General features: G+C 49.0%; 15 protein-coding genes, 1 tRNA gene and 2 rRNA genes. 3 read left to right on the top strand and 15 right to left on the bottom strand.

Annotated features, from left to right (window positions below; translation table 11 throughout):
• Positions 1 to 41 precede the first annotated feature (41 nt).
• Genes LZP69_RS13740 through LZP69_RS13720 form a run of 5 tightly spaced genes read right to left on the bottom strand, consistent with a single transcriptional unit; the run spans position 42 to position 4898 of the window.
• Positions 42 to 2093 carry a type IV pilus secretin PilQ gene (locus LZP69_RS13740; protein WP_234201294.1) on the bottom strand — a complete coding sequence of 684 codons (2052 nt, stop codon included), beginning with the start codon at positions 2091 to 2093 and terminating at the stop codon, positions 42 to 44.
• Positions 2094 to 2114: 21 nt separating this feature from the next.
• A complete protein-coding gene (locus LZP69_RS13735) occupies positions 2115 to 2630 on the bottom strand; it encodes a pilus assembly protein PilP (RefSeq protein ID WP_234201293.1) in 516 nt (171 codons plus the stop codon).
• Positions 2627 to 3253, bottom strand: a complete 627-nt coding sequence (locus tag LZP69_RS13730; protein WP_234201292.1) for a type 4a pilus biogenesis protein PilO — start codon at positions 3251 to 3253, stop codon at positions 2627 to 2629. Before LZP69_RS13730 ends, LZP69_RS13735 begins: the two co-directional genes overlap by 4 nt.
• Positions 3250 to 3831 (bottom strand): PilN domain-containing protein, encoded by a 582-nt coding sequence (locus LZP69_RS13725; protein WP_234201291.1) that lies wholly within the window; start codon positions 3829 to 3831, stop codon positions 3250 to 3252. Before LZP69_RS13725 ends, LZP69_RS13730 begins: the two co-directional genes overlap by 4 nt.
• Positions 3819 to 4898, bottom strand: coding sequence for a pilus assembly protein PilM (locus LZP69_RS13720; RefSeq protein ID WP_234201290.1), 1080 nt, complete (start codon positions 4896 to 4898; stop codon positions 3819 to 3821). The genes LZP69_RS13725 and LZP69_RS13720 overlap by 13 nt, the downstream gene beginning before the upstream one ends.
• A gap of 185 nt (positions 4899 to 5083) precedes the next feature.
• On the opposite strand from LZP69_RS13720, the gene LZP69_RS13715 reads away from it, so the two are divergent.
• Positions 5084 to 7651 (top strand): penicillin-binding protein 1A, encoded by a 2568-nt coding sequence (locus tag LZP69_RS13715; protein ID WP_234201289.1) that lies wholly within the window; start codon positions 5084 to 5086, stop codon positions 7649 to 7651.
• A gap of 181 nt (positions 7652 to 7832) precedes the next feature.
• Here LZP69_RS13715 and argH read toward each other — a convergent pair whose 3' ends face one another.
• The 5 genes from argH to argC form a co-directional block, all read right to left on the bottom strand.
• The gene (gene argH, locus LZP69_RS13710; RefSeq protein WP_234201288.1) at positions 7833 to 9194 is read right to left on the bottom strand and encodes an argininosuccinate lyase; all 1362 of its coding nucleotides are present in this window, start codon (positions 9192 to 9194) and stop codon (positions 7833 to 7835) included.
• A 67-nt stretch (positions 9195 to 9261) separates the two neighbouring features.
• Positions 9262 to 10479, bottom strand: coding sequence for an argininosuccinate synthase (locus LZP69_RS13705; RefSeq protein WP_234201287.1), 1218 nt, complete (start codon positions 10477 to 10479; stop codon positions 9262 to 9264).
• Positions 10480 to 10550: 71 nt separating this feature from the next.
• Complete coding sequence (locus LZP69_RS13700) at positions 10551 to 11456, bottom strand: ornithine carbamoyltransferase (RefSeq protein ID WP_234201286.1); 906 nt, start codon at positions 11454 to 11456, stop codon at positions 10551 to 10553.
• A gap of 39 nt (positions 11457 to 11495) precedes the next feature.
• Positions 11496 to 12281 (bottom strand): acetylglutamate kinase, encoded by a 786-nt coding sequence (gene argB / locus LZP69_RS13695; RefSeq protein WP_234201285.1) that lies wholly within the window; start codon positions 12279 to 12281, stop codon positions 11496 to 11498.
• A gap of 30 nt (positions 12282 to 12311) precedes the next feature.
• On the bottom strand, positions 12312 to 13292 hold the full coding sequence (argC, locus tag LZP69_RS13690; protein ID WP_234201284.1) for an N-acetyl-gamma-glutamyl-phosphate reductase: 981 nt from the start codon (positions 13290 to 13292) through the stop codon (positions 12312 to 12314).
• Between the two features lie 504 nt (positions 13293 to 13796).
• On the opposite strand from argC, the gene ppc reads away from it, so the two are divergent.
• Both ppc and LZP69_RS13680 read left to right on the top strand, forming a co-directional pair.
• The gene (gene ppc, locus LZP69_RS13685; protein WP_234201283.1) at positions 13797 to 16433 is read left to right on the top strand and encodes a phosphoenolpyruvate carboxylase; all 2637 of its coding nucleotides are present in this window, start codon (positions 13797 to 13799) and stop codon (positions 16431 to 16433) included.
• Complete coding sequence (locus LZP69_RS13680; protein WP_234201282.1) at positions 16433 to 16972, top strand: DUF1439 domain-containing protein; 540 nt, start codon at positions 16433 to 16435, stop codon at positions 16970 to 16972. The genes ppc and LZP69_RS13680 overlap by 1 nt, the downstream gene beginning before the upstream one ends.
• A gap of 80 nt (positions 16973 to 17052) precedes the next feature.
• On the opposite strand, the gene LZP69_RS13675 is transcribed toward LZP69_RS13680, so the two are convergent.
• The 5 genes from LZP69_RS13675 to LZP69_RS13655 all read right to left on the bottom strand — a co-directional run.
• Positions 17053 to 18327, bottom strand: a complete 1275-nt coding sequence (locus LZP69_RS13675) for a CinA family nicotinamide mononucleotide deamidase-related protein (RefSeq protein WP_234201281.1) — start codon at positions 18325 to 18327, stop codon at positions 17053 to 17055.
• Positions 18328 to 18502: 175 nt separating this feature from the next.
• Entirely contained in the window at positions 18503 to 18667 is a 165-nt protein-coding gene (locus LZP69_RS13670; protein ID WP_234201280.1) for a hypothetical protein, read from the bottom strand.
• A gap of 294 nt (positions 18668 to 18961) precedes the next feature.
• A tRNA-Asp gene (locus LZP69_RS13665) sits at positions 18962 to 19038 on the bottom strand.
• A 36-nt stretch (positions 19039 to 19074) separates the two neighbouring features.
• Positions 19075 to 19190 (bottom strand): 5S ribosomal RNA (gene rrf, locus LZP69_RS13660).
• A gap of 171 nt (positions 19191 to 19361) precedes the next feature.
• Positions 19362 to 19602 (bottom strand): 23S ribosomal RNA (locus LZP69_RS13655); the annotation flags it as partial.

Raw genomic sequence — 19602 nt, 5'->3', positions numbered from 1 at the left:
AAGCCAGCGATAGCGCTGGCTTTTGACAAGAATCCTATTGTTTAGAAACGTTCGGAGATAATTTTCGGGGTCACAAAAATCAGTAGCTCCTGACGCTCGTTAGAATCAGAGGTATTTCTAAACAGATAACCGATGAAAGGAATATCGCCCAGCACTGGCACCTTGCTGACACTATTGATCAACTGCTGCTGATAGATACCACCCAGGACGATAGTTTCACCATGGTCGACCAAAACCTGAGTGCCGATGCGCTGGGTATCGATAGAAACGGCCTGCCCTAGTGGAGTATCAACGGTTTTACCTTGTGAATCTTGGGTAATTTCCAAATCCAATATCACGCGGTTATCTGGGGTGATCTGTGGTGTGACTCGCAGTGACAACACGGCCTTTTTAAACTGCACTGTGGCAGCACCACTGGATGCCGATTCCACATAGGGGATCTCCACACCTTGCTCGATAAAGGCCGCCTTTTGATTCGATGTAGTAATACGTGGACTTGCAATGATCTCACCCTTACTCTCCTGCTCCAGAGCACTCAACTCCAGATCCAGTAAGGTACCATCGGCTAACCTGGCCACATGGAACGCAATACTTGCAGGGCTAGTGCCAGAGGCTGGCAGATTCACGTTTAATCTGTCATTGATACTGGGTACGATACCGTTAGCTATATCGGCAGCGCCCGCAATAGTCCCTGAAGTGCCTCGGGTTCCCTGTTGATCTGTCACGCCCCAACGGATACCAAGATCTTCAGACACATCATCCTTAACCGTCACCATACGAGCTTCAATCAATACCTGGCGGATAGGAATATCAAGCACGTCGATTAAGCGGTGGATATTCTCCAGCGTCTCTTCAGTATCTTTAACCAGCAGGGTATTGGTTCGCTCATCCACAGCCACAGAGCCACGGGCAGAGAGCAGGCTGGAATCATCGCCTTTGAGAAGCGCAGCAATATCACTGGCTTTGGCATAATTGATCTGCAGGTATTCAGAATATAGCGGCGCGAGTTCCTTCACTTCCTGCTGATTTTTCAGCTCCTGGCTCTCGCGAATCGCAATCTCTTCGGCAGGGGCAATCATCAAGATATTCCCTTCGATGCGCTTATCCAGGCCTTTGGTTTGCAGGATAAGATCCAGCGCCTGATCCCAAGGCACATCATCTAAACGCAGGGTAATATCCCCTTCGACGCTATCGCTAGTAACTAGGTTGAAATTGTTGTAATCGGCGATGATCTGCAACACGGTACGTACTGAGATGCTCTGGAAATTCAAAGACAGTGTCTTGCCAGTGTATTTTTTCTCTTCCTTAGCAACATTGGCTCTTTCCGCTTTTTTCACACTTAAACGGAACAGGTCGCCCTCTTGCTTGTAGTTATATTCGTAGTTGCCTGAAATATCGAGCAGGAAGCGGGTTGTCAGTTCCTCTTTAAAGGTCTCGAAACTTTTTACCGGGGTAGCGAAATCCTGCACATCCATGACATACAGCAGATCGGCACCGATATCGGTATTAAACAGTTTCACTTCCAGCTTAGCGCCGACCTGCTCCACATTAGCTGCCACCGCAGAGTTATTGAGTTTTACCAGCAGTTCGCCACTACCATTGGCCGAACGGCGAAAATCGATATTCTTGACCTTATTAACAAAAGGATTGGATGACACTTCACTGTGATCGATCGCTTCATCATTAATAGTGAGCCTATAGGTCTTGCCATATACCTTACCCTGATAGGCTTTCACCTTAGTCAGATCCACCAGCACTTTCAGCGCGCTACTATCCTGTTTAACGCTGACCGATTTCACGCCCACATTTTCAATAGGTAAGAGATCTTTTTCTAACCCAGATGTGGTATCAGAAAAGGCTAACTCTATCTGAGCTGGAGATGCGTTTAAATTGATCTCAGGCTCGGCAACATCCGTTTCAAAAACCAGTTGTAACTCGAGTTGATGATCGACTATCGAATGATATTTTACATCCACTAACCGATTTGCAGCAGAAGAATAGGGCGCAACACCAAGTATTAACACTAGCCCCAAAGCAACCCTTAAAAAAGGCGACATATTTAATAATGCTTTTTTTGCGGCAGAAGATTCCATTATTCCCTCATCCTTCGCTCGTTATTTACCAGTCAGGTCCATGCTGCTTGTTCTTTCACTCCAGCAGCCTGTTCCATCTGGTATTAATTCAATTATTTCGATTGTTTGTGGCGAGACTTTAGCAATACGACCATGATAGAGCCCCAAATATTCACCGACACCGAGCCGGTATACACTTCCATCATTGGTCTCAATTAAGGCCCATATCCGTTTATCTTCGCTTAAGGTACCACGCATTTTCAGATTATCTAGCGCATAAGTTTCTAAACGCCCCTTACGACGCTTTAAATCTGGCTGCTGACAATCTTTACTCGTATCTATCACCTCTTCCGTCAACTCCCGTGACGGCGGAACGAAGGGACTGCGCATCAAACTCGCCTGATAGGCAAAATGTTCAAACTTAGGCGGCTCTTTTAAAGGCGGAATATGAGCAACATGCTGTGCCTTAGTGGTGGTTATAAACAGCTCTAAGTCGCTTCTGTCACCCATACAACCGGTTAAGAGTACACAGAGGGCAAATAAAGAAACTCTCCTCATTTCTTACCCCCTTTCGCCTTGTTATTTTCCTGGGGTAATTCTGCACCCTCTTTAAAGCGATAGGTCTTAGCCAGGATCTCCATCCCTAACATTCCCTGCTCACTTCGCTTAATGACAAAATCATGCAGACTCACAATACGCGGTAACTTAGCGACATCACTGACAAACTTGCCCATCTCATGATAGTTACCTGTGACCGACATACTGATCGGAAACTCAATATAAAAATCCCGCTGGATCTCTTCTTGCCACTCTAAACTTTTAATCCCTAAACCCGAATCCGTTGCCACAAAAGTGAGGTCATCCAGCAGACCAGGCATCTCATTTTGCGAAGGCAGCATTTTCAGTAGTTCAGCAAACTGCACTTCCATCACGGCCAGCTGTTCACGATATAGCTTAAGGTTAGCCGCTAATTGATATTTTGCTTTAAAATCATCTCGTAAAGTCTGCTCTTTCGCCTGCTCGGCCTTTAAGATATCGACAGCATCAGAGATAAAAAGAAAATAACTGGCAATAAAAATGATGATCGCTAAGAAAGCGGCAAACACCACCTTGACCTGAGCCGACCAGCCGCCAATGTTTTCGAAATCGAGGTCATTAAATTCACTCAGATCGAGTTTCATTTCTTCGCTCCTTTCGCTGGCTTATCACTGTCGGCATCCTCTTCCCCAATCGAGACCCTTAGACTAAATCGCTGCAGCTGACGCAGCTCCTCATTTTGCGACACGATCGAGCGCATATTGGGATCGTGCAGCCATTGAGAGGCTTTCACCTTACGCATCATGTTGGCAACATTATTATTCGATTCACTGCGCCCCTCTATCCACAACATACTGCCTTTCTTCTCTATGCTGGAAAGGTAGATACCCGGCGGAACAATACGCACCAACTCATCTAAAACATGGGTCGGTAAATTTCGCGCCTGTTGCAGATCTAAAATAATATCGGTGCGGCGCTCAATATCTTTCTTACGCTCTTTGATCTTTTTAATTTCGGCGATCTGGGTTTCTAATAATTGAATTTCAGACTGAAGATACGCATTGCGTCCTCGTTGCTCTTCGGTCATCAAATCGATTATATGAAGGGCTAAATAAACGATTAAGGATGCAAAAAGAAAAACTGCTACCAATACACCTAAATAATCTCGTTTTTGTTTTTCGCGCGCCTCTTCCCGCCAAGGTAATAGGTTTATGTTCGCCATTGCGAGTAACTCCTCAGCGCCAACCCACAGGCAACCATGTATTTATTTATTTGTGGTTGTAATGCTGTTTTTACTTCTTCGTCTGCATACAAACACCCTAAAAATGGATCGGCAATAATGGTATGAATACCTAATTCATTGGTTAATAAATTAGCCATTCCCTCCAATTTAGATGTACCGCCACATAATACAATGTGATCGACTTTATCTCTGCCACTGGACGTACTGTATATCTGCAAAGTGCGTTTAATCTGTTGCAGTAATTGCGTCTGGAAAGGCGAGAGCACCTCAAACATATAGTTGCGTGGCAGGTCACCCTCGACTTTCGCCTTCTCGGCCTGCTCGTGATCCATACCATAAAATGAGGAGATAGACTGGCTAAACAGATCGCCACCAAATGCCTGCTCACGAATAAAGGCCGTTTCTCCCTTCTCAACCACGGCAAAGGTGGTCATGTTGGCACCGATATCGACCAGAGCAACCACTTTGTTGTTGGCATTTTCAGGTAGCTGCGCCGCAATCAGTTCAAAGGATCGACCTAGCGCATAGCCTTCAATATCAACAACTTTAGTCTCGAGATTGATATCATCCAGACTATCAACCCTGATATCGATATTTTCTGTGCGACAAGCACTCAGCAACACATCCACTTTGGAAGGGTCGGTTGAATTCACATTGAGTGTTTCAAAGTCTATGCTCACTTCGTCTAGTGAGTAAGGGATCAGGTTATCCGCCTCAATCTCAATCTGAGTCTCCATCTCTGCCTCTGTTAAAGCGGCATCCATGTATATCACCTTAGTCATTACGGCGGAGCCAGATACAGCAACTGCGGCATATTTAACCGTTTTTGGAATAGTTCGTTTTATCAATCTTAGCGATTCTAAAACGGCATCAGCATCTCGAATTTCATGATCATTTACGGCGCCTTTTTTTACTGGCACAGCCGCATGACTCAATATTTTATATCCATCAGCCGTCTTACTCAGCAGTACTGCTTTTATTTCGTGGGAACCAATATCAATTCCCACCATCTGCGGAGCCTGACGCTTCCATAAGTTTGAAAGCATAGTCCATTGTCACTTTAATGTTATAGTTTCTGAAACTAGATTAGCACAAAATCAACCCGTTATAGATATTAGTACAAAATGTTTATAACTTTTACAATTGCCATTTTTTTGACAATTATTTTTACTTCAACAATAGCCTTTCGCCTTATATACTGTGTGATTAGCAATTCATATTGGAATCATCCGTGAAGTGGTTTAAACGAATTACGATAGCTTTTTTTAGTCTGGCGCTATTAGGGATTGCGGCGGTGACTGCTGCCTATTTTTATGTTCTGCCCGAACTTCCCGATGTCAACACGCTAAAAACGGTGAAATTACAGACACCACTTCGTATCTATAGCCAGGATGGTAAGCTTATCTCGCAATTTGGCGAGAAGCGCCGCATTCCAGTGGAATATGACCAGGTTCCGACACAGCTGATCAATGCTGTGCTCGACACTGAAGATGCCCGTTTCTTCGAACACAAAGGGATAGACCCTATAGGGATCATTCGCGCCGCCGTCATCTTAGTGACCACAGGCAAGAAGAGCCAGGGCGCCAGTACCATCACACAGCAGGTCGCCAGGGGCTTCTTCCTTTCTCGCGAAAAGACCTATATTCGAAAGATTAAAGAGATCTTTCTCGCCCTGAAGATTGAGCAGGCCCTCAGCAAAGAGGAGATCCTGACCTTATATCTGAACCGCTCTTTCCTCGGTAACCGCTCCTATGGCGTAGGCGCAGCGGCGCAGGTCTATTACGGCAAAGAACTGAGCGAACTCACCTTGCCTGAGATGGCAATGATTGCCGGCCTGCCACAGTCACCATCGGCAGCCAACCCTATCAGGAACCCCGAGCGCGCCTTGAATCGCCGCAACTGGGTACTGAGCCGTATGCTGGAAAAACGCAACATCACCCAGGCAGAATATGAGGAAGCGATAAACGCTCCGGTAACGGCCAGATATCATGGTGCCGAAGTCGAGCTTTATGCGCCCTACATCTCTGAAATGGCAAGGGATTATCTGGTTGCCACCTTGGGCGAAGATGAAGCTTATACCGGTGGTTACAATGTCTATACCACACTGGACTCGCGCCTGCAGGAGTTTGCTCAGCAGGCCTTAAGAAACAATGTTTATGCCTATGACGAACGTCATGGCTATCGCGGCGCAACCAAAGTCTTGTGGCAAGTCCAGGATGAAAAACCTGAAGCACAAGCCATCACAGAGCAGCTAAAAGAAACCAAGAGCTTCCTGGGACTCGAACCTGCGGCCGTTATGCAAGTTGCTAAGCAAAGTGCAGAGGTACTCAACAGCAATGGCGATACCATTACACTCAGCTGGGATGGGCTCAAATGGGCAAGGGCCTATATCTCCAACACACGTCAGGGGCAAGCACCTGTGGCTGCCAGCGATGTATTAACTGTCGGCGAGCAAATCTGGATCCGCAATAATGGCGACTTCTGGCAACTATCTCAAATTCCAGAAGTATCGAGTGCTATCGTTTCCCTCGATCCCCATAATGGTTCTATCAAGACGCTAGTGGGCGGTTTTAGTTTCCACACCAGCCAGTACAACAGGATCACACAGGCGAAGCGGCAACTGGGTTCAAATATCAAACCCTTTATCTACACGGCTGCGCTAGAAAAAGGCTACACACTGGCGACATTGATCAACAATGCTCCCATCAACAATGCCGATATTCGTCAAGGGATCGCATGGCGACCCAAAAACTCACCGGACAAATATACAGGCCCTACCCGCTTGCGGATCGGCCTGGCGCAATCGATTAACGTCATGTCGGTTAGAACCATGCGCTATACCGGGCTAACGACCGCCATTGATACTTTAGTCAGATTCGGTTTCGACAGAGAGGACCTACCGAAGAACGAGTCATTGGCACTGGGCTCATCTTCTGTCACCCCGCTGCAGGTCGTGACCGCCTTCTCTGTATTTGCCAACGGCGGCTACAGGGTTGAGCCTTACTTTATCGATCGTATCGAAAATGCCTACCAGGAAATCATAGAGCAGGCCGACCCGACACTGGCCTGCACCCCAGAAGCACAACCTGAAAAGCCAGAAGAGCAGATTACTACAGAGGATCCTTTTACCGCCATGGCTAAAGAGATCCAGGCGCAAAATGAGATGACAAACGATGAACAAGCTGAAAATATCCAGGAAGGAGCCTGTCCATCTGATGGCCGTCACGCGCCGCAGATCATCTCCAGCCAGACCGCCTTTTTGATCACTGATGCACTAAAAAGCGTAATTTGGGGTGGTGGCAACTGGAGTAAAGGCACCGGCTGGAACGGAACGGCATGGCGCGCCGCCCGCGTAGTCAACCGCCGTGATATTGCCGGTAAGACAGGTACCACCAACGAATCCCGCGATACTTGGTTCAGTGGTTTCAATCCTAACCTAGCCACCACCGTCTGGGTTGGTTTTGATGACCATAGCCAGGAACTGGGCAGTACCAGCTGGAACACCAATGGTGCAAAAGATCAGATTTCGGGTGCCGAAGCTGGTGCTAAGACAGCTGGCCCAGCCTGGAATGAGTTTATGAAAAATGCCCTGGCAGGCACAGCAGAAATACCATCGCAACCACCTGAAAACATAGTCTCGGCGCGGATCGATTTAGCCAGCGGCAAACTCAGTCGTAAAACGGATCACACAACGGCATTTGAATATTTCATCAAAGGAACAGAACCCAAAGAGTTCGCGACTGAAGCCCCCGAAGAGGAAAATATCTTCACCGAAGATCCTGTCGAGGAGTTATTTTAGTATTTTGCCATTAGCAGAACATCAGATAGCAGTCTCGATGTGACAGCACAAACAACTGAAATAGTGTTGATTTTTAGTGAGTTCATTGCGCCAATTTTTTGATGCTGCAAAAATTTAATTGAATAAAAAAACCTGCAACTGCAGGTTTTTTATTCAATTATGTGAACTGAGTTTCACTTAATCAACGCTTGGCATTGAGTGCAGCCTTCACTTGGGGCAGCGAAGTCCCGCCTAACGCCTCACGTTTTGCCAGACAGGAATCGATTGTCAGACAATCATAAACATCCTGTTCAATGCTCGATGCAAAGGTTTGCAGCTTAGCCAGCTCAAAATTCTCGATAGGCTTCTTCTCTGCAATCGCGGCGACGACCACCTCACCCACCACATGGTGTGCCTCTCTAAATGGCATCCCTTTAGCGACCAGGTAATCGGCCAATTCTGTCGCATTGGCGTATCCCTGCTGCGCCGCACTTAGGGTATTGGCACGATTCACTTTCAGACCAGAGAGCACTAATGCCGCCATCTCTAAACAGATGGCCCAGCTGTCCATTACATCGAACAAGCCTTCCTTATCCTCTTGCATATCCTTGTTATAGGCCAGCGGCAGCGCCTTCATTGTGGTTAAAATGCCGACTAGAGCGCCATAAACACGGCCGGTTTTACCCCGGATAAGCTCTAAGGCATCGGGATTTTTCTTCTGTGGCATCAAAGATGAGCCAGAAGTCACCTGATCGGCAAGCTCGATAAAGCCCGCTTCCCCGCTATTAAAGAAGATAAGATCTTCCGCCATACGGCTAAGGTGCATCATGCTGATCGACGCATCGCTGCACAGCTCAATCACATGATCCCTGTCGGACACGGCATCGAGACTGTTGAGGGCGGGCGCGGCAAAATTGAGCGATTGGGCCAGCACATGGCGATCCATAGGATAGGCCGTACCCGCCAAGGCGCCACAGCCTAGAGGGCAGGTATCGGCACGCTTCAGGGCATCCTGCAGACGGCCGATGTCGCGCTCGAACATCTCGACATAGGCCAGACACCAATGACCGAAGGCCACCGGCTGTGCCCGCTGCAGGTGGGTGTAACCCGGCATGACGGCATCCAGTTCACGCTCGGCCAGATCCAGCAGAGCCCCGCGCACTTGGGTCAATTGCCCCAGCAGCGCCTGACCTTCTTTCTTGCACCAGAGCTTAAGATCTGTGGCCACCTGATCGTTACGAGAGCGCCCCGTATGCAGCTTCTTACCTAAGTCGCCCACTTTGGCAATCAGGGATTGCTCGACAAAACTGTGAATATCTTCGGCGCCAGAACTGATGATCTGCTCCGGCTTATCTTGCACTTCCTCGAGCAGTTCACCCAGGGCCCGTTTCAGCTCGACACACTCGGCATCGGTCAGAATCCCCACGGCGGCGATCGCATCGGCCCAGGCGATGGAGCCCACTATATCTTCTTCGACTAAACGGTAATCCACAGGCAATGAATCGTTAAACAGTTTAAACAGCTCACTGCTTTCCTGGCTGAATCTTCCACCCCATAACGCCATCTCATTATCCTCATCAATTCAGTAAAATTAAGGGGCGAATTTCGCCCCTTAGTCACGATAATCCGGTTTATTTAGTGTTTAATGCACGAATGCGACTCGCCAGCGAGTACAGACGGATAAAGCCTTCCGCATCCTTCTGATTGTAGACATCATCTTCACCGAAGGTCGCGAATGCTTCAGAATACAAACTGTTAGGTGAACGCTTCTTAACGGCTTGTGCCTGACCTTTGTAAAGCTTAACCACAACCTCACCGTTAACCAATTTAGCCAGCGGCTCAGAGGCACCCAGCAGCGACTCGCACAGAGGCGTAAACCAGCGGCCATCGTAGACAAGATGCGCCATCTTAGCGGCGATATCTTCACGCCATTCACGGCTGGTTTTATCCAGCACCAGCTCCTCGATGGCACGCAGCGCGGCAAACATCACTGTTCCACCTGGGGTTTCATAACAGCCCCGGGACTTCATACCCACAAGACGGTTTTCTGTGATATCGATACGGCCTACGCCATGAGCCGCTGCTATCTGATTAAGCTTCATCAGGGCAGCATAAGGTGTCAGCGCCTCACCATTGACTTTGGTGATACGGCCCGCTTCCACTTCCAGAGACACATATTCGGCTTGATCTGGCGCATCTTCCGGTGCGACTGTCATAGTCCAAACACCCTTGCTTGGCTCGTTCCATGGATCTTCCAACTCTCCACCTTCGTGAGAGATATGCCAGGCATTGGCGTCACGGCTATAGATCTTAGTGGCTGACGCTGTGGTCTTAATGTTGCGCTCGGCAAGGTACTCGAGCAGATCTTCACGGCTGACCATATCCCACTCGCGCCATGGAGCGATAACCGTCAGCTCAGGTGCTAATGCCGCGAAACAACCTTCGAAACGCACCTGATCGTTCCCCTTACCGGTACAGCCGTGGCACAGTGCGTCGGCACCTACTTTGCGGGCGACTTCAACCTGCGCTTTGGCGATAATGGGACGCGCCATCGAGGTGCCAAGCAGATAAGTACCTTCATAAATCGCGCCCGTGGCTATGGTTGGGTAGATATAATCCGCGACAAACTCTTCTTTCAGATCGACGATATGACACTCTGATGCACCCGAGGCGAGTGCCTTCTCATGCAAGCCTTCCAGCTCAGCTTCCCCCTGACCCACGTCGGCACAGAAAGCGACGATTTCACAATCATTATAGGTTTCTTTTAACCAGGGAATGATTGCCGATGTATCCAGACCACCGGAATAGGCCAATACCACTTTCTTAACGGATTTCTTTTCAATAGCCATTGCTTAATTTCCTAATCAATTTGATTGAACACTCGATTTCGCCTTCAACAACAATATTTTTAAACTAACGATTAACTCAACAGTGTAACCAACACAGCGTTTTGTGCATGCATCCTGTTTTCGGCTTGCTGCAAAATCAGAGAACCTTCACCGTCGATCACCTCTTCGGTCACTTCAATACCACGGTAAGCGGGTAAGCAGTGCATAAAGAATTTGGCATTGGCCTTTGTCATCAATGCCTGATTGACCTGGTAAGGCGCAAATTTGGCCTGAATATCTTCCAGGCTGGCATTATCGCCCATGGAGATCCAAGTATCGGCATAGATGGCATCCTGCGCCTGGATCTGATCAATATCAGAAGTTAATATCAACTCCCCACCATGCTGCGCCGCCAAACGTTGCGCTTCGAGTACTACTTCTCCATCGGGGAAATGACCCGGCGGACAAATCACTGTCATAGTGCAACCCAACAGCGCCGCACCATACATCAGCGAGTGAGTAACATTATTACCATCGCCAACATAGGCCAGCTTCACTTTGCTTAAATCATCGAAATGCTCGGCCAGAGTCAGAAAATCTGCCAGCCCCTGACAGGGGTGATAGAGATCAGACAGGGCGTTGATCACAGGAACCGTGCCGTGCTCGGCAAGCTCTTCTATGGTGGAATGAGCAAAGGTTCTTGCCACTATGGCATCGGCCCAGCAGGAAATGTTACCGGCAAAATCAGACACAGGTTCACGCTTACCCAAAGCACCATTTTGTTGGTCTAAATAGAGGCAATGACCGCCTAACTTGTTAATACCAATGTCAAAACTTACGCGAGTTCTTAATGAAGGCTTCTCGAATAACATCACCACGCTCTTACCATCCAATGCCTTGCGGTATTCACTTGGATTAGCTTTGATCTGTTTAGCCAGCGTAAGTAAGTCGAGCAGTTGTTGCTGACTTAACTGATTAATCGATAAAAAATGCTCCATTGAAGACTCCTGTATCTCTAAATCTATTCGATAACGTATTTAATTGGGCAGTATCTGGGTACCGATAGCTTCGCCTTTTTCCAAGGCTGCAAGCTGATCGGTATCACGCCATGAGGCCACCTGCACCGGCTGACCTAACCACTGAGCCACTTCCAATGCCGCTTCTACCTTGACCTTCATTCCCTTTTCGATGACACCTTGCTTGGTAAGCTCATCGGCATAGGCCTTGGTCAATGAAGGGATCAGCTGACCTTTTCCGTCCAATACCCCACTCACATCAGAGAGCAGAACCAGTTTTCCATTCACCAATTTGGCTAACACTGTTGCTGCCTGATCGGCGTTGACATTAAGAAGCTGCCCCAGCTCATCGATGGCAATGGAGCTGACGATCGGCATCCAGCCTTGAGAGAGGATAAAGTTGAGATAGGTCGCATCTTTCGGCGCCACTTCGCCGACAAACCCCAGCTGCTCATCTTTGATATGGGCGTTGACTATGCCACCATCGGCCAGGCTCATGCCGACACAAGTAATACCGGCTTTTAGTGCTTCGGCCTGTAATACCTTGTTGGAGGTTCCCGCCAGGGCTCCTACCACGACAGGGATCTGCTCTGCAGGAGTGACCCGCAGGCCATCGAGCTTAACTGTCTCCATGCCGTTGGCTTTTAACTGTTCATCAACCAGATACCCACCACCGTGTACCATGATGACAGACTGTCCCGATTTGATAATGTTGGCCGCAGTTGCCATAAGACGCGCCATGCCCATCTCGCATTGCATCAGGGCGCCGCCCACTTTAAGCACTAAGGTATTTTTTTCAGCAGACATTTCGATGACTCTCTTTACACAAGCAATTAATTAATAATTAAAGTGGATTTTGATACATTGATGCGCCTGGCTCGCCGCACCTTTCATTAAATTATCTATGGCACTCGCCACCACTAAGTAACCAGTCGAAGGGTCGAATTTCCACCCCAATAAACAGTTAGGGGTATGTACCACATCATCGACTTTAGGAAATTGATTTTTATAAACATTAACCAGTTCAGAGTCGTTATAAACGCTATAGGCCTCTTGAATATCAGCCTCTGTCACCCCGGCTTTTAACTGCACAGTAATAGTGGCTAAAATCCCACGCTTAAAATTACCAAGATGAGGCGTGAAAATCACCTCTTTGCCTAGATGGGTGGCAATTTCAGGCTGATGTCTATGACCTAACACACCATAAGGGGTCAGGCTTACTTCACAGAAACTGGTGTGCAACTGAGCCTTTCTGCCCGCGCCTGTCACCCCGCTTACCGCATTAATCACAGGTAAGGCATCCCCCATCAGGGCCTTCAGCGGCTTTAATGCCGTCAGAGAAGCGGTCGGATAACAGCCGGGGACGGCGATCATCTTAGTCTTGGTAATTGCATGACTATTCCATTCGGCCAAACCGTAAACCGCCTGTTCAAGTACCTGGGGATACTCATGCTCAAAGCCATACCATTTCGGATACTGAGCCGCATCGGCAAAGCGATAGGCACCGCTGAGATCAAACACGCTCAGCCCCTGTTGATAGAACCATGCAGCAAGATGCAAACTCACGTTATGCTCAGTCGCCAAAACCACCCCATCAGCCTCAGTGACAATTTTAGCCTTCGCCTCTTCGCTCAATGGCAAAAGAGGCAATTTAATATGGCTGTACACAGGGTAAAGTTCGGCCAGAGGTTTATTCTTATCTAGACTGTTTTCAGAGACATACAAGCCTTGAATTGTCAGCTGCGGGTCGGCCTGAATCAAAGATGTGATCTGTGCCCCTGTGTATCCACTGGCACCTATAATGGCTATGCTTTTCATGGTTTAAGACTTCTATCTATAGTAACGGTAATAAAGAAATAGAGGGGCACAACACTTGCCCTGGTAGAGACACCAATAATGACAGGTTTATCGTCGCAGGAAGTTATTAGAGGTCAACTTATAATCAGGACATAAGCATGAAATATTCATTTATCATCTCATTTATTGGCCAAGGCTAAATGGCGCTTACTTTTACTGCCTGATAGACTACCACGATAAATTATTTATGCAATATTGTTGAATAAATAATTATTTGGAAATAGTATGGATTCACATAATAATTACATTGCTAATGCCATTGATATCTAAACCACTTCAATAGGCTAGCACAAAGTAACCCAATTTGATGCTTTGCTGACCATTTTAGGTTACTGACCTCCTTACAAACTGAAAGACTCACGCAAGTAAATCAAGCTGGATCACACAGAATCAATATTCGCCTTATTGATCTTATTCTCTTAGGCGCCTATTGTGACGAATCAATAAAAGAAGTACGGAGCATTTATGGCAGATATGTACGCATCGCTACGATCGAATGTCGGTAACTTGGGTCAGATCCTCGGCGACACAATTCGCACTCATCTCGAACAACCCTTTCTAGATAAAATCGAACAGATCAGACACTTGGCAAAAAGCTCACGCCAGGGCAATGATGCTGCCAGAGAAGAGATGCTCAAACTGTTAACCGCCCTGCCCGATGATGAACTTGTACCCTTCGCCAAGGCCTTTAACCAGTTTCTTAATCTGGCAAATATCGCCGAGCAGTTCCACACCATCAGCCGAAACTGCGACGAACTGGTGTGCGTGCCAGATCCGGTCGACCAGCTCTTGGGGCGCATGCTCAACGGCCGCGTCGATGAACAAAAGATGTGGCAATGTCTCGAAACCTTAGACATAGATCTGGTGCTAACCGCTCACCCTACAGAGATCTCGCGCCGCACCCTGATCCAGAAATATTCGGCCGTGGTCGACTGTCTTGCCGCACTGGAAAACCCTCAGTTGACTGAGCGGGAAAAGAAGCAACATCAGCTCAGATTACGTCAGCTGATCGCCCAGATCTGGCACACCAATGAGATCCGCCACGAGCGGCCAACCCCAGTCGATGAAGCCAGATGGGGACTGAGTACCATAGAAGCCTCACTCTGGCAGGCTATTCCCGACTTCTTACGCCAACTTAATGAGCGTGTCGAAGAGCGCACAGGCAAGCAGATCCCCACAGATATCGCGCCAATTCGATTCTCCAGCTGGATGGGCGGCGATCGCGATGGCAACCCCTTCGTTACCGCCAAGGTGACCCAAGAGGTGCTGGATCGCAACCGTCACACGGCTGCACGTCTCTTCCTTAAAGATATCGTACTCTTGGTGAACGAGCTCTCCATGGAGGAGGCCAATGCCGAGTTACTAGCCTTCACCAACAACAGCCGCGAGCCTTACCGAGATGTATTACGCGATCTTCGCCAGAAGCTACGCAATACTATCGATTACCTCAATGCCCGTATCGAGGGGCATTCCCCCGAAGTGGATAGGAACCAGATAATCTGGGATGAAGCGGACTTAAAGGAACCGCTGAATCTGCTTTATAACAGTTTATGCGAATCGGGCATGAGTCTTATCGCCAACGGCCTATTGTTGGATATGCTGCGCCGTCTTGCCTGTTTCGGCATACACATGCTCAGGCTCGATATCCGCCAGGATGCTCAGCGCCACAGTGATGTCATCGCCGAGCTGACTCGCTACCTGGGACTGGGGGACTTCAACCACTGGGATGAACATGAGAAGCAGGCCTTCCTGCTTAGAGAGCTGACGGGCAAGCGCCCCTTGATCCCCAATAACTGGCAGCCAAGTGAGGATGTCGCCGAGGTAATTAGCACGGTTCGTCTTATCGCCACTCAGCCGGCTCAGGCACTTGGGTCTTATGTGATCTCCATGGCTAGCCAACCATCAGATGTGCTGGCCGTACTCTTGCTTCTTAAAGAAGCCGGTTGCCCTCACCCGATGCGTGTGGTGCCCCTATTTGAAACCCTGGACGATCTCAACAACGCTTCGCACTGCATGGCGGCACTATTTCAGATCGACTGGTATCGCGGCTACTGCAAAGGCAGCCAGGAAGTGATGATTGGCTACTCAGACTCGGCCAAAGATGCCGGCGTAATGGCCGCAGCCTGGGCGCAATACAGTGCTCAGGAAGAGTTGGTACAGGTCTGTAAACGCGCCGACATTAAACTCACCCTATTCCACGGCCGAGGTGGCACTATAGGTCGTGGCGGCGGACCGGCACATAAGGCGATTTTGTCTCAGCCTCCGGGCTCTGTCGATGGCCGCATCCGTGTCACCGAGCAGGGGGAGATGATCCGCTTTAAGTTCGGCCTGCCTAAACTGGCGGTACAGAGCCTGGCGTTATACACCTCGGCGGTCATGGAGGCGACTCTGTTACCACCGCCGGAGCCCAAACCAGAATGGCGCGCCGCCATGGAGCGCATCGCAGCCGAATCGGTCGAATCCTATCGCGCCATCGTCAGAGAAGAGCCAGATTTTGTCGCCTACTTCCGAGCCGCCACCCCCGAAATTGAGCTGGGTAAACTGCCCCTTGGCAGCCGCCCAGCAAAACGTCGTGTCGATGGCGGTATCGAGAGTCTGCGCGCGATTCCCTGGATCTTTGCCTGGTCGCAAAACCGTTTGATGCTACCCGCCTGGCTCGGCGCCGGTGAAGCCCTGCAAGCCGCAGCCGATCGCGGCGAGCTAGCCTTGCTCAGAGAGATGGAACAAGAGTGGCCCTTCTTCGAGACCCGTATATCTATGCTGGAGATGGTGTACGCCAAGGCTGAGCCTAATCTGGCCAAATATTATGAGACCTGCCTAGTGCCAGAAGAGCTTCACCACCTTGGCGTCGCCTTGCGAGAGCGACTGGCTGTCGGCGTCAAAGCCGTGCTAGCGCTCACCGAGGCTGAATCCTTGATGTCCCACACACCTTGGAATCGTGAGTCTATCAGTCTGCGTAACCCCTATATCGATCCGCTCAACTTCCTGCAGGCTGAGTTACTGGCACGTACGCGCAAGAATGAAGCGGCCTCTGCCAATGTTGAATTGGCCTTGATGTTGACCATTGCCGGTGTGGCGGCTGGCATGAGAAACACAGGTTGATGTTAGTTTTAAGAGCAACCCTCTTAAGTGTACTGCTGTTATTGACTGGCTGTGTCAGTCAATACAGCATCACACAGCAGGAGATGACCAATTACCTCAACAATGAGATGCACCTTGAGATTAAGCAGGGTAATCGATTGCTGGGTCTGGAAGTCAGAGTCGATGAGGTGGATGTCGTCTTAGGCGACAAACCCGAAACTATAGCGATCACGGCTCACAGCAAGATCCAAGTGCATAATCCAATAAGACCCATTGCCGCCATCCTCATCACTCGGTTTGAGGCAAAACCTTGGTACGATTCAAGCAGCCACAGCATCTACCTGAAACAGCTGCAATTGACTCGGGTGGAGTCCACACCGAAAGATATCGAAAAAGCCATCAAACCGGTTGCACCTCAAGTAATGCGTTTTTTAACCCAATACCTTGAGACACAACCCGTTTATGTGTTGGATACCAAAGAGAGTGATCAAGCATTGCTGGCCGAGATGACCCAGCGTATCGAGGTCGCGCCCGGTAAACTCAAGCTAATCTTTAAGTGAGCCTTGCGGCATATTTAGCAAATGCTTTTCAGCAAAGCCTACTTTGCAAACCTTACTTTGCAAACCTTACTTTGCAAATCCTACTTTGAAAACCTCTGATAGGAAGGGTAATCAACAATCACGGCCTGCTGCAGCAGCTCGCGTCTTAGCATATCCAGTGCCACAGCCGTACTCAGAGTACGCACTAATTCACGGGAGCGAGCCGGGAACTTCAGCATCTGGCTATAGACGCCCTGCTTGGTGGCTAGGGCAATCGCCACCGTGCCCACAGGCTTTTGCTCTGTGCCGCCGTCTGGGCCGGCAATACCGCTGGTTGCTAAGGCATAATCGCTGTCAAGCAAATCGCGGGCGCCTTTCGCCATGGCTTCTACTGTGGCTATCGACACGGCGCCATGATCGTCTAATGTTTGCGGGCTGACACCCAAGACTTTCACCTTGGACTCGTTGCTGTAAGTCACCAGTCCCTGATCCAGGTAGGCCGAACTTCCAGCAAAGGCAACCAACTGACTGGCAATCATCCCGCCTGTACAGGACTCGGCCAGACTTAAACTGCCGCCTCGCTCAATCAGCAACTGGTGCACAGATTTCGCCAGCGAATCACAGTTGTCGGCCACCACGCAGTTACCCAGCTGTTCTCTTACTCGCTGAATCACATCAGGCAATAGCGCTATTGCACTATTGCCTCGGGCAAACAGTTTGATTTCGATATAAGGCATAAAAGAGCGATACCCAATGGATACGCCATCTGGCAGAGCCAAAGAGGCCAGTCCTTCAGCCAACACAGATTCCCCACGGCCGAGCGTTAATAACTTATGCAGCGCAACAGGACTATGACTTGTAAGTTGAGACTGCACAAAAGGAATAAACTGATCTTTGATCATCAGCTTAAACTCGGATGGAACGCCCGGCGTGAAGAAGAGCCAGGCGCGGTTAAGCTTCACCCTGAATCCACAGGCTGTGCCCACTGGGTTATCTATCATCACAGCCGATCGGGGCAACATGGCTTGTTTTAAATTATTGGTTGTCATGACCCGACCATTGCGGCTAAACCAATCTTCAAGCTTGGTACGCCACTCGCTGAACTCGACCAGCTCCTCCTCTTTGGCCATGGCCATCGCCAGTGACGACATATCATCGCTGGTCGGCCCGAGTCCGCCATTGACTAAGATAATATCGGCTTCTTGACTACGTTCCTGAAACACGGCAATGAGATCTTCCAGGCGATCACCCACAGTGACCCTGCGCTGCATCTCAATACCCAGCTCCATCAACTCATTGGCCACCCAGGCCGCATTGGTATCGACTATCTGACCCGACAACACCTCTTCACCGGTACAAATCATCTCAATCTTCATATTTATCCCTTAAACAACAACCTAGCCACAAGTGCATATAAACAGGCTGACAAGCCACCCGACCACAGAGATTAGACGGACTAAATCACCATCGAAGACTAAACTAAATAGATTCGTTTTATAACCAGTATCACACTCAGAGGCAAAGAAAATGATGAACAGATTAATCTTCAGCTTAGGGTAAGCGGTAAGCGGTAAGCGGTAAGCGGTAAGCGGTAAGCGGTAAGCGGTAAGCGGTAAGCGGTAAGCGGTAAGCGGTAAGCGGTAAGCGGTAAGCGGTAAGCGGTAAGCGGTAAGCGGTAAGCGGTAAGCCAGCATTGTAAAACACTTGGATATGCATGCTTCTACTTTCTTAAAACTTATAGCTGATTTAAAACGAAAAAAGCCCTAGCATTGCTGCAGAGGCTTTCGTCTTAATGTTGGCGGAGCGGACTAGCTCTTTCTCATCAAAAGCCAAAGACGAACCCACGCCCCCGGCGTGACAGGCCGCTGATGTTTAAATAAAGAGTCTAACCAACTGAACTACCGGTTCTTTAGCTATTCTGTTGAACACTTCATCAAGCCAATGAATTCCGAGTTGGGCGTCATAACGAAAAAAGCCCTGTCATTTCTGACAGGGCTTTTATCTTAATGTTGGCGGAGCGGACGGGACTCGAACCCGCGACCCCCGGCGTGACAGGCCGGTATTCTAACCAACTGAACTACCGCTCCTTTAGCAAAACGCTTACGCGAGATACTAAATTAGGCGCTTGGCGATGACCTACTCTCACATGGGGAGACCCCACACTACCATCGGCGCGATTGCGTTTCACTTCTGAGTTCGGGATGGGATCAGGTGGGACCACAAAGCTATTGTCACCAAGCAAAATTGGAAATTCGGAAAGCTGCACTCTTTATTTAAAGAGCTAATTTGAGTCCACACTAAATCAAGTGCTGGTATTCTTTTGTATGACCTCCATGGATGGAGGAAATGCTAGAAAATGTCAGGAACATTTTCAGTAAACCATTGTTACGTCAAAACCCATTAGGGTTGTATGGTTAAGCCTCACGAGTCATTAGTACAGGTTAGCTCAACGCCTCACAACGCTTACACACCCTGCCTATCAACGTCCTAGTCTCGGACGGCTCTTTAGAGACCTTAAAGGTCTAGGGATGACTCATCTTAGGGCTCGCTTCCCGCTTAGATGCTTTCAGCGGTTATCGATTCCGAACGTAGCTACCGGGCAATGCGATTGGCATCACAACCCGAACACCAGCGGTTCGTCCACTCCGGTC

The organism is Shewanella sp. AS1 (genome assembly GCF_021412565.1).
GTDB lineage: Bacteria > Pseudomonadota > Gammaproteobacteria > Enterobacterales > Shewanellaceae > Shewanella.
Note: the sequence above shows the minus strand (reverse complement) of the source record. Positions and strands in the feature narration are given on the sequence as shown.